The 12,235-nt window shown below is 59.4% G+C and carries 7 protein-coding genes; 5 read left to right on the forward strand and 2 right to left on the reverse strand.

Annotated elements, in window-relative coordinates; translation table 11 throughout:
* The first annotated feature begins 246 nt into the window (after positions 1-246).
* The 5 genes from aceE to msrA all read left to right on the forward strand — a co-directional run bounded on the left by aceE (position 247) and on the right by msrA (position 10,399).
* The gene (aceE, locus tag BK662_RS15220) at positions 247-2,892 is read left to right on the forward strand and encodes a pyruvate dehydrogenase (acetyl-transferring), homodimeric type (RefSeq protein ID WP_123358735.1); all 2,646 of its coding nucleotides are present in this window, start codon (positions 247-249) and stop codon (positions 2,890-2,892) included.
* A gap of 11 nt (positions 2,893-2,903) precedes the next feature.
* Positions 2,904-4,859, forward strand: a complete 1,956-nt coding sequence (gene aceF / locus BK662_RS15225; protein WP_123358736.1) for a dihydrolipoyllysine-residue acetyltransferase — start codon at positions 2,904-2,906, stop codon at positions 4,857-4,859.
* Positions 4,860-5,142: 283 nt separating this feature from the next.
* On the forward strand, positions 5,143-6,540 hold the full coding sequence (locus BK662_RS15230) for an alkaline phosphatase D family protein (protein WP_123358737.1): 1,398 nt from the start codon (positions 5,143-5,145) through the stop codon (positions 6,538-6,540).
* Between the two features lie 259 nt (positions 6,541-6,799).
* Positions 6,800-9,493 (forward strand): putative bifunctional diguanylate cyclase/phosphodiesterase, encoded by a 2,694-nt coding sequence (locus BK662_RS15235; RefSeq protein WP_123358738.1) that lies wholly within the window; start codon positions 6,800-6,802, stop codon positions 9,491-9,493.
* A 258-nt stretch (positions 9,494-9,751) separates the two neighbouring features.
* Positions 9,752-10,399, forward strand: coding sequence for a peptide-methionine (S)-S-oxide reductase MsrA (gene msrA, locus BK662_RS15240; protein WP_123358739.1), 648 nt, complete (start codon positions 9,752-9,754; stop codon positions 10,397-10,399).
* A gap of 109 nt (positions 10,400-10,508) precedes the next feature.
* Here msrA and BK662_RS15245 read toward each other — a convergent pair whose 3' ends face one another.
* Positions 10,509-11,345, reverse strand: coding sequence for a 23S rRNA (adenine(2030)-N(6))-methyltransferase RlmJ (locus BK662_RS15245; RefSeq protein WP_008149676.1), 837 nt, complete (start codon positions 11,343-11,345; stop codon positions 10,509-10,511).
* A 457-nt stretch (positions 11,346-11,802) separates the two neighbouring features.
* Positions 11,803-12,126: a hypothetical protein gene (locus BK662_RS15250; RefSeq protein ID WP_123358740.1), complete on the reverse strand. Its 324-nt coding sequence runs from the start codon at positions 12,124-12,126 to the stop codon at positions 11,803-11,805.
* Between the last annotated feature and the right edge of the window lie 109 nt (positions 12,127-12,235).

Below are 12,235 nucleotides of genomic sequence, written 5' to 3' on the forward strand. Positions count from 1 at the left end.
TTGGTTGGCAAAAGACCAACCTTAACGATTATTCTCACAACGCAGCCGGAGGCCACAAGCCAATCTTCTGTAGTTTTACTACTCGTCTATACATTCGAAAGGCTGAAATGCCCGATGATTTGTAGTAAAACTACACGCCGCCGGAACATACCTCTCGGCAATCCAAGAATTTATATCGTCTGCCCACAAGGCCAGTCGCAAACTCAGGCAACCGATTCTGGAAGCCTTTCCGCCCTGGAGCAAGCCATGCAAGACCTCGATCCCGTCGAAACCCAGGAATGGCTGGACGCCCTGGAATCGGTTCTCGACAAAGAAGGCGAAGACCGTGCTCACTATCTGATGACCCGTATGGGCGAACTCGCGACCCGTAGCGGCTCGCAGCTCCCTTACGCCATCACCACGCCTTACCGCAACACGATCCCCGTTACCCACGAAGCACGCATGCCTGGCGACCTGTTCATGGAACGCCGCATTCGCTCGTTGGTACGCTGGAACGCGATGGCCATGGTAATGCGTACGAACCTGAAAGATTCTGACCTGGGTGGTCACATCTCCAGCTTCGCTTCCAGTGCGACCCTGTATGACATCGGCTTCAACTACTTCTTCCAGGCCCCGACCGACGAACACGGCGGCGACCTGATCTACTTCCAGGGCCACACCTCGCCAGGCGTTTACGCCCGCGCATTCATGGAAGGCCGCATCACCGAAGACCAGATGAACAACTTCCGCCAGGAAGTGGACGGTCAGGGCCTCTCGTCCTACCCGCACCCATGGCTGATGCCTGATTTCTGGCAGTTCCCGACTGTATCCATGGGTCTGGGCCCGATCCAGGCGATCTACCAGGCACGCTTCATGAAGTACCTGGAAGCCCGTGGTTTCATCCCGGAAGGCAAGCAAAAAGTCTGGTGTTTCCTGGGCGACGGCGAGTGCGACGAACCAGAATCCCTGGGCGCCATCTCGCTGGCTGGCCGCGAGAAGCTCGACAACCTGATCTTCGTCATTAACTGCAACCTGCAGCGCCTTGATGGCCCGGTTCGCGGCAACGGCAAGATCATCCAGGAACTCGAAGGCGTATTCCGCGGTGCTCAGTGGAACGTGACCAAAGTCATCTGGGGCCGTTTCTGGGACCCACTGCTGGCCAAAGACGTCGACGGTATCCTGCAACGTCGCATGGACGAAGTCATCGACGGCGAGTACCAGAACTACAAAGCCAAAGACGGCGCGTTCGTGCGTGAACACTTCTTCAACTCGCCGGAACTCAAGGCGATGGTTGCAGACTTGTCCGACGACGAGATCTGGAAACTCAACCGTGGCGGCCACGACCCGTACAAGGTCTACGCGGCGTACCACGAAGCGGTCAACCACAAAGAACAACCAACCGTCATCCTGGCCAAAACCATCAAAGGTTATGGCACCGGTGCCGGCGAAGCGAAAAACACTGCGCACAACACCAAGAAAGTCGATGTCGACAGCCTGAAGTTGTTCCGTGATCGCTTCGACATTCCGGTCAAAGACGAAGAGCTGGAAAACCTGCCGTTCTTCAAGCCGGAACCCAACAGCGCCGAAGCCCGCTACCTGAGCGAGCGCCGCACTGCCCTGGGCGGTTTCGTTCCACAGCGTCGCGCGCAGAGCTTCAGCGTGCCGACTCCGTCGCTCGATACCCTCAAGGCGATCCTGGACGGCTCGGGCGACCGTGAAATTTCCACCACCATGGCCTTCGTGCGGATCCTCGCGCAACTGGTCAAGGACAAGGAAATCGGTCCGCGCATCGTCCCGATCATCCCGGACGAAGCCCGTACCTTCGGTATGGAAGGCATGTTCCGTCAGTTGGGCATCTACTCCTCCGTCGGCCAGCTCTACGAGCCAGTCGATAAAGATCAGGTGATGTTCTACAAAGAAGACAAGAAGGGCCAGATCCTCGAAGAAGGCATCAACGAAGCGGGCGCCATGAGCTCCTTCATCGCTGCCGGTACTTCGTACTCCAGCCACAACCAGCCAATGCTGCCGTTCTACATCTTCTACTCGATGTTCGGCTTCCAGCGTATCGGCGACCTCGCCTGGGCCGCCGGCGACAGCCGCACCCGTGGCTTCCTGATCGGCGGCACCGCCGGCCGGACCACGCTGAACGGCGAAGGCCTGCAACACGAAGACGGTCACAGCCACATCCTGGCTGCCACCATCCCGAACTGCCGCACCTTTGATCCAACCTACGGCTACGAGCTGGCGGTGATCATTCAGGACGGCATGAAGAAGATGACCGAAGAGCAGCAGGACGTTTTCTACTACATCACCGTGATGAACGAGTCCTACCAGCAACCAGCCATGCCGGCCGGTGTAGAGGAAGGCATCATCAAGGGCATGTACCTGCTCGAGGAAGACACCCGCGAAGCGGCGCACCACGTTCAGCTGATGGGCTCCGGCACCATCCTGCGTGAAGTCCGTGAAGCGGCGAAGATCCTGCGTGAACAGTTCAACGTCGGCGCTGACGTGTGGAGCGTTACCAGCTTCAACGAACTGCGTCGCGATGGCCTGGCCGTCGAGCGCAGCAACCGTCTGCACCCGGGCCAAAAGCCTAAACTGAGCTACGTCGAAGAGTGCCTGAACGGCCGTAAAGGTCCGGTCATTGCGTCTACCGACTACATGAAGCTGTTCGCTGAGCAAATTCGTCAGTGGGTCCCGTCCAAGGAATTCAAAGTCCTGGGCACCGATGGTTTCGGCCGCAGTGACAGCCGCAAGAAGCTGCGTCACTTCTTCGAAGTCGATCGTCATTTCGTGGTGTTGGCAGCCCTGGAAGCTCTGGCTGACCGTGGCGATATCGAACCTAAGGTGGTGTCTGAAGCCATCGCCAAGTTCGGTATCAACCCGGAAAAACGCAACCCACTGGACTGCTGAGGAGACACTCTGTGAGCGAACTCATTCGCGTACCTGACATCGGCAGCGGTGAAGGTGAAGTAATTGAACTGTTTGTGAAGGTCGGCGACCGCATCGAAGCCGACCAGAGCATCCTGACACTTGAGTCGGACAAGGCGAGCATGGAAGTGCCTGCGCCGAAGGCCGGGATCATCAAGAGCCTGAAAGTGAAGCTGGGCGATCGCCTGAAAGAAGGCGACGAACTGCTGGAGCTGGAAGTCGAAGGTGCCGCCGCTGCGGCCCCTGCGGCTGCCGCTGCGCCGGCTGCCAAGGCTGCACCTGCACCTGCCGCCGCGAAAGCGCCGGCCGCTCCAGCCGCAACGCCTGCTGCAGCTGCCAGCGTTCAGCAAGTACACGTGCCGGACATCGGTTCGGCGGGCAAGGCCCAGATCATCGAGATCCAGGTCAAGGTCGGCGACACCGTCGCGGCTGATCAGTCGCTGATCACCCTGGAATCCGACAAGGCGAGCATGGAAATTCCATCGCCTGCCGCTGGCGTGGTCAAGGCCATCAGCGTCAAGCTCAACGACGAAGTCGGCACCGGCGACCTGATTCTGGACCTGGAAGTGGCGGGTGCTGCTGCACCGGCCGCGGCCGCGCCAGCCCAGGCTGCTGCGCCTGCTGCCGTTGCTCCGGCGCCAGCCGCTGCGGCTCCGGCGGCTCCGGTTGCCGACACGGTTCAGGACATTCACGTCCCGGACATCGGTTCTGCGGGCAAGGCCAAGATCATCGAAGTGCTGGTCAAGGCTGGCGATACCGTCACCGCCGACCAGTCGCTGATCACCCTGGAATCCGACAAGGCGAGCATGGAAATTCCATCGCCTGCCGCTGGCGTGGTGGAAAGCGTTTCCATCAAGCTGGATGACGAAGTCGGTACCGGCGACCTGATCCTGAAGCTGAAAGTCAAAGGCGCGGCACCTGCTGCGGCTCCGGCTCCAGCCGCTGCTGCACCTAGCGCGCCTGCGCCAGCCGCCGCAGCACCTGCTGCTCCGGCACCTGCTGCACCTGCTGCTGCACCGGCCAAGCCGGGCGCGAAGGTTCACGCAGGTCCTGCGGTGCGTCAACTGGCCCGTGAGTTCGGCGTCGAGCTGAGCGCGGTCAGCCCAAGTGGCCCGCACGGTCGTGTGCTGAAAGAAGACGTGCAGGTTTACGTCAAAGCCATGATGCAAAAGGCCAAGGAAGCACCGGCCGCTGGCGGCGCAACTGGCGGCGCGGGCATTCCGCCGATTCCAGTCGTGGACTTCAGCCGTTTCGGCGAAATCGAAGAAGTGCCGATGACTCGCTTGATGCAAATCGGCGCGTCCAGCCTGCATCGCAGCTGGCTGAACATTCCTCACGTGACTCAGTTCGACTCGGCTGATATCACCGAGCTGGAAGCGTTCCGTATCGCTCAGAAAGCCGTTGCAGAGAAGGCTGGCGTCAAGCTGACCATCCTGCCGCTGCTGCTCAAATCCTGCGCGCACCTGCTCAAGGAACTGCCGGACTTCAACAGTTCGCTGGCGCCAAGCGGCAAGGCGATCATCCGCAAGAAGTACGTGAACATCGGCTTCGCCGTCGACACCCCAGAAGGCCTGCTGGTACCGGTCATCAAGAACGTCGACCAGAAGAGCCTGTTGCAACTGGCAGCCGAAGCCGCTGCGCTGGCCGCCAAAGCCCGCGACAAAAAGCTCACCGCTGACGACATGCAAGGCGCTTGCTTCACCATTTCCAGCCTCGGCCACATTGGCGGCACCGGCTTCACGCCGATCGTCAACGCGCCGGAAGTGGCGATCCTCGGTGTTTCCAAGGCAACCATCCAGCCAGTCTGGGACGGCAAAGCCTTCCAGCCGAAACTGATGCTGCCGCTGTCGCTGTCCTACGATCACCGTGTGATCAACGGCGCCGCTGCTGCACGCTTCACCAAGCGTCTGAGCGACCTGCTGGCGGACATCCGCACCATCCTGCTGTAACACCGGCCGGCCCTCCTTCACCGGAGGGCCAGTCGCGTTCCATGTTTTCCGAGCGCCACGCTCGTACCTCAACCCCGCCAATTTGGCGGGGCTTTTTTTGCCCTGAAGAAAGCCCTCCTCTGCACCTTATTCCTACGTTCATGGCTTACGCCGCCTACAACTCGAGTCCACTTCCGCCCGATATTTTTCGCGATCCAATAACTAGGCTTAGCTTGGAGAGTTTCCAATAGAAACTTCGACAACTTAACCTGCTTAGTTAGCATTACTTCGAATGGATTCGAACATGTTCAAACCAACTGTCGGCCCGATTATTGGCCACACTACAACTAATCACATCCGTATTTTCTTACGCGGTAATTCACAGAACAACGCACTGGTATTTGCAGGTGTTCGTTATCGACGCGCCGGTGAGGAACACTGGTCCAAAGGCGTATTTGCAAAACTGACAATCTTGCGCGACATGTCCGATGTGATTGCACTCAACGATCTCGCCACCGATACCGACTATGAATATCAGGCGGGCTGGTTCAGCCCCATGAGCCCGGTGCACACCGTGGAGACGGTTCAGGAACTGCCGCTGCAATGGCCTCGGGAAATCTACCGCTTTCGCACGCAGTCCAGCAAAACCACCACGCCACGGGCCTATATCGTAGGCTCATGTCGTTACCTGCGAATGACCGCCGGCATTGCGTCAGCCCCGCATTTGGGCGATCGGATCTTTGCCTCGATCACAAGCCTGGCGGAACGCGCCGAGCCACCGATCAGCGCCATGCTGATGACTGGCGACCAAATCTACGTCGATGACCTGAACCTCGTGGCCCCCGACCGGGAATACAAGGACATCCTCAGAAAATACCGCACGGCTTTTTCTCAGCCTCATATCTCGAAGTTAATGTCCGGCGTGCCAACTTACATGATCCTCGACGACCATGAAATTGAAGACAACTGGCCCGCCAATGCAAGTAAGAGTGACATGCACTTATACAGAAACGCCATGGCGGCGTATGAGCTCTATCAAGTCAGTCACAGCCCCGCACATGAACTGCTTGCCAACGGGCAAGTCAACAGAGCGCTGCTTCCGCACTATTGGTATCAATTCACCGAGGGTGATATCGAATGGTTTATCACCGACAGCCGAACCCGACGCAATCTGTCGGCCAGCGACCGGCGCATCCTTGATGAAGAACAGGAACAGGCACTGCTCAAATGGCTGATCAACAGCACGGCCCGGGTCAAATTCGTAGTCACCAGTGTCATGTTTTACCCCGACCGCAAGCTTCACGGTGATGACGCCTGGAAAGCCTTCCCGGAACAACGACTACGGCTGCTGGAGACGATTCGTACGCACGGCATCAAGAACGTTTTCTTCATTTCCGGCGACGTCCACGGCTCGCTAACCAGTCGCCTGACCCACAGCGAGGTCCCGGATTTCGAAGTTCATACCCTCGTGTCTTCACCGCTGTGCAACAGCAAACTGCTGCCGTACGCCAAGGCATCCACCTTCATTCTCGACCAGGCGCTGGTCCGAACGGCCGCGGGAGATTATCGGCATGAGCTGACCAGTGAGGTGATCAGCCAGGATAATTTCGCGCATCTGGTCGTCGATGCCGAGGAAGTTCGCGTCAATTATCACGATCGGGATGGCAAGTTACTGCAGTCGATAAGCATCAAGTTGCGTTGACTGACGGAAAAGATCGCAGCCTTCAGCAGCTCCTACACGGTGTAAGCCGTTCCTTCGCAGGAGCTGCCGCAGGCTGCGATCTTTTGACCTTTTCACCTCCCTCGCTGGAGAAATCTTCGCCCCTGCCGACATATTCTTATAGCACTTGGCCTTCATGTCTCTTGTCAGTCGGTGTCGCAATGATGCAACCTTGCCGCAGACAACAGTAAAGAGGGCGAGAGCCCGGCGCGATCAGCATATTCGAAGCGAGTTTCCCTCCATGAAAAGCCAACCCGATGCCGCCAGCCGTATGGTGGCCGAGGTAGTGACGCAGTTGCCTGTGCCCTCGCGGCTCGGCATGCTGCGTTTCGAACGGCTGAATGAACCGAGCTGGGCGCTGCTGTTTCTCGACCCCAATTGCGAACGACAGTTTGGCCTGCCGGCGGTGGAGCTCTGTGCCCTGGTCGGCTCACCTTACGCCAGCCTGATGGAGCCCGAGGCGCGCTATCAACTGCACGACACGATCCAGCAGCAACTTACCGATAGCCCGCATTACCTGATCCGCTACACCTTGCACACCGCCGCAGGCGTACTGAGCCTGCTGGAACTGGGCGAAGCTTACAAACAACACAATCGACACCTGCTGCGCGGCTACCTGATGGTGGTGGACGGTCTGTTCGACGGCGAACCGCTAACGCCGGCGCTGGACCTGGAAACCCAGAACTCACGCCTGCAAATCGCCCTGGAACTCAATCAGCGCGCCCAGCAGGAACAACTGCAGCACCTGGACCGGGTGCGCGCCCAGCAAGACCTGATTCTGCTGCTGACCCGCCAGCGCTACAGCACCAACAATTCCCTGCAAGAAGCCGCCGAGCTGATCACCCGCAGTGCCTGCGACATCTATGAAGTCGACTGCGCCAGCCTGTGGAACCTCGACGGCTCGCTACTGACGCCGATCTCCGCCTATCACCGCGTCACCCGGGGTCACCGACTGCCGGAGCCGATCGATGTCAGTGGTTTCCCCGATTACCTCGACGCCTTGCACACCGGGCGCGCTATCGATGCCCACAACGCCATGCGCGACCCGCGCACCCGGGAAATAGCCGAGAGCCTTCGCCCGCGCGACGTCAACGCGATGCTCGACGCCAGCATCCGCATCGATGGCCAAGTGGTCGGTGTGCTCTGCCTGGAGCAGACCGGTGCGACCCGCGCCTGGCAGTCGGACGAAATCGCCTTTGCCGGCGAGCTGGCGGATCAGTTCGCCCAAGTCATCAACAACCACAACCGCCGCACCGCCACCAGCGCCCTGCACTTGTTCCAGCGTGCGGTGGAGCAAAGCGCCAACGCCTTTCTGCTGGTCAATTGCGATGGCGTGGTGGAGTACGTCAACCCAAGCTTTACCGCGATCACCCAGTACACCACCGAGGAAGTCCATGGCCAGCGGCTGTCGGAACTGCCGGCGCTGGAAAACCTCAGCGAACTGTTGTTCGACGCGCCGTCGGCGCTGGCCAAGAGCAACAGTTGGCAGGGCGAGTTCAAGAGCCGGCGCAAAAACCTCGAACCCTACTGGGGCCAGCTGTCGATTTCCAAGGTCTACGGCGACAACCGTGAGCTGACGCACTACATCGGCATCTACGAAGACATCACCCAGACCAAGCTCGCCCAGCAGCGCATCGAGCGCCTGGCCTACACCGACAACCTGACCAACCTCGGCAACCGCCCGGCGTTCATTCGCAACCTCGACGAACGCTTCGCCCGAGACAGCGACACGCCGATCAGCCTGCTGCTGGTGGACATCGACAATTTCAAACGCATCAACGACAGCCTCGGCCACCAGACCGGCGACAAACTGCTGATCAGCCTGGCCCGGCGCTTGCGCAACAGCCTGAGCCCGAGCGGCAGTCTGGCGCGCTTCGCCAGTAACGAGTTCGCAGTGCTGCTGGACGACACTGACCTCTCGGCTGGCCAACAGGTCGCCAACCAGTTGCTGGCGACCCTCGACAAACCGATGTTCGTCGACAACCAGCTGATCAGCGTCACCGGCTCCGTGGGCCTGGCCTGCGCGCCGCTGCATGGTCGCGACCCGCAGACGCTGATGCGCAACGCTGGCCTGGCACTGCACAAGGCCAAGGCCAACGGTAAACATCAGGTGCAGGTGTTCACCGAAGCGCTGAATGCCGAGGCCAGCTACAAACTGTTCGTCGAGAACAACCTGCGCCGCGCCCTGACCCAGAACGAGCTGGACGTGTTCTACCAGCCCAAGCTGTGCCTGCGCAGCGGTCGCCTGCTGGGGATGGAAGCGCTGCTGCGCTGGAACCATCCGGAAAAAGGCATGATCCGCCCGGACCAGTTCATCAGCGTCGCCGAAGAGACCGGGCTGATCATCCCGATCGGCAAATGGATCGCCCGCCAGGCCTGCCGCATGAGCAAAGACCTGACCGCCGCCGGCCTCGGCAACCTGCAAGTGGCGATCAACCTGTCGCCTAAGCAGTTCTCCGACCCGGACCTGGTGGCGTCCATCGCCAACATCCTCAAGGAAGAAGAGCTGCCGGCGAACCTGCTGGAGCTGGAACTGACCGAAGGCCTGCTGCTGGAAGCCACCGAAGACACCCACTTGCAGCTCGACCAGCTCAAGCGCCTGGGCCTGACCCTGGCGATGGACGACTTCGGCACCGGTTACTCGTCGCTCAGCTACTTGAAAAAATTCCCGATCGACATCATCAAGATCGATCGAAGCTTCATCCACGAAATCCCCGACAACCAGGACGACATGGAAATCACCTCCGCGGTGATCGCCATGGCCCACAACCTGAAACTCAAGGTTGTGGCTGAAGGCATCGAGACGGCCGAGCAGCTCGCCTTCCTGCGCCGCCACCGCTGCGACGTCGGTCAGGGCTACCTGTTCGACCGACCGATCCCGGGTTCCGAACTGATCGAAAAGCTCAAACGCTACCCGCGCGGCCCAATCGCCTGAGCACACCGCAATCCCCTGTGGAACACCCCCAATCCCTGTGGCGAGGGGGCTTGCCCCCGTTGGGCTGCGAAGCAGCCTCAAAATCTCTGATGTACCAAAGATCTTGTGAGTGCTGCGCACTCAAACGGGGCGATGCGGCGTTCCGACAAGCCCCCTCGCCACAGGCCCCACTCCCACAGGGGTAGTGCGTAACTGACCGGCATTAGGCACACTGGCAGTCTGTTTATTTACATTTCAACCTGACTGAGAGGACTGATCATGGTCTTGCGCTCGGAAATCCTGGTGAACAAAAACGTGCTCCCGACTAAAGAACAAGCTCTGCCTGGCCGTGAAACCCCAATGACCGTGCCGGAAAAACACTTCGTCCACGACGCACCGCTGCTGGGCCCGTTCGTCACCGACGTGGATTTCGCGATCTTCGGCCTCGGCTGCTTCTGGGGCGCGGAGCGCAAATTCTGGCAGCGCGAAGGCGTGGTCAGTACGGCGGTGGGTTACGCCGGCGGCTTTACGCCGAACCCGACGTATGAAGAAGTCTGCTCGGGCCTGACCGGCCACAGCGAAGTGGTACTGGTGGTCTACGAGCCGGCAAAAGTCAATTACGAAGCGCTGCTGAAAATGTTCTGGGAACTGCACAACCCGACCCAGGGCATGCGCCAGGGCAATGACATCGGCACCCAGTACCGCTCGGTGATCTACGCCACCAACCCGACGCAACTGGCTGCGGCCAAGCACAGCGAGCAAGTATTCCAGGCCGAGTTGACCAAGGCTGGCAAAGGCACCATCACCACCGAAATCGAAGAAGCCCCGACGTTCTACTTCGCCGAGGCGTATCACCAGCAGTATTTGGCCAAGAACCCTGAAGGGTATTGCGGGATTGGCGGCACAGGCGTGACTTGCCCGATCTGACCGCTTAAAGCAAAAGATCGCAGCCTTCGGCAGCTCCTACACGGTTTTGCATTCACCCTGTAGGAGCTGCCGAAGGCTGCGATCTTTTGATCTTGCTTGTCGATTCGCCTTATTCGGCAATCAACCAATCCATCTGCCACCCACCCTGGGTCTGCCCAAGCTTCTTGGACAACCACGGCAGCAACTCACGCAATTCCTCTTCAAGCCCCCATGGCGGATTGGCAATCGCCAACCCCGAACCATTCAGGCTATTGGGCGTATCCAGCGGATGCACCAACAACTCCACGCGCAACAACTTCGGCGCGCCCGTGCCGGCCAGGTCCTGATAAAAACGACGCAACATGCGCTGGTCCTTCACCGGGTACCAAATCGCCGCCACCGTCTGCCGCATCCGGCCAATCGCCTCTTTCAACGAAGCCGCACAACGCTGCATCTCATCAAGCTGCTCGAACGGCGGATCAATCAACATCACCGCCCGCTTCTCCTGCACCGGCAACATCGCCCGCGGCACATGCCAGCCTTCGCCCAAGTGAACCTTCACCCGACGATCACCGGCCATGTTGTCCTTGAGCAGCAAGCCGTCTTCGGGGTGCTTCTCGTTGAGCATCACCCGATCCTGCGGCCGCGTCAGACGCCGCGCCAACTCCGGCGACCCCGGGTAATAGCGCAACTGGCCATCCGGGTTCATGTCGTGCAGCACCTTCATGTAATCGGCGGTCAACGCCGGCAAATCCGGCTGATCCCACAACCGCGCGATCCCTTCCAGGTACTCACCGGTACGGCTCGCCTGATCGCCCTGCAGGTCATACAGACCAATACCGGCGTGAGTGTCGAGATAGGCAAACGGCTGCTCCTTGCGCGACATCAAGGCGATGATGCGGGTCAAAGTCAGGTGTTTGAACACATCGGCGTGATTGCCGGCATGGAAGGCGTGACGATAATTCATGATTGCTCCTGCGAAGGCCGGGAAGTTTACCTTGTACGGGGCAGAACGTCAGGGGTTGGTGGCTGAGCGGCCACTCTGCCCGGCAATCATCCCAACGCAGAAGCAAGGGGATGATCACAACTCTCTGTAGGAGCTGCCGAAGGCTGCGATCTTTTGCTTTTGCTCTTGCTTTTGCTCTTGCTCTTGCTCTTGCTCTTGCTCTTGCTCTTGCTATTGCTATTGCTCTTGTGGCGAGGGAGCTTGCTCCCGCTGGGCTGCGCAGCAGCCCCAAGAAACTGAAACCACCACAAAACTCCGTGGCGAGGGGGCTCGTCGGAACGCCGCACCGCCCCGTTCGACTGCGCAGCAGTCGCCAAACCAAGCCCCGCGGTGTACCTGACAAAACCGGAATGCAGGCTTTGGGGCCGCTGCGCAGCCCAACGGGAGCAAGCTCCCTCGCCACAAAAGCTACTCGGCACTAGTCCGAAGAACGAACCCGCAACCGCCGCCCAACCACATCCAGCACATCACACCCATCCCGCAACGGAATGGCACAGAGCAAGGCAAAGTCACTAAGAATGAACGACTCACACTCGACTGAACCGCGCATCGACATATTCTCAAGCACCTGCGTGACGGCGCGAATTCGATAGCTGGCAGCGTCATACAAAACATCGAGCGGCGCGTGGGTATCGACGAACAGCGTGGGCATGTCTGTGCAGTTGCTGGTCAATGCCATGAAGCGGTTTTCTGGATGAGGGATTATTTTTTCGTAGGGTGGATCGGGGGTCAGTGTTTTCATTTTTTGAGACCTTTGGCGGATAAATTTAAGCTACCAACGGCCTTTCCTACGGGCTTGGGTGGCAGCCGTACGCGGGAGTAGGAAACTGAGGAATCCACCAAACTCAGCC

Origin of the sequence: Pseudomonas frederiksbergensis (genome assembly GCF_003732275.1) — a bacterium.
In the GTDB taxonomy this organism is placed as follows: Bacteria; Pseudomonadota; Gammaproteobacteria; order Pseudomonadales; family Pseudomonadaceae; genus Aquipseudomonas; species Aquipseudomonas frederiksbergensis_H.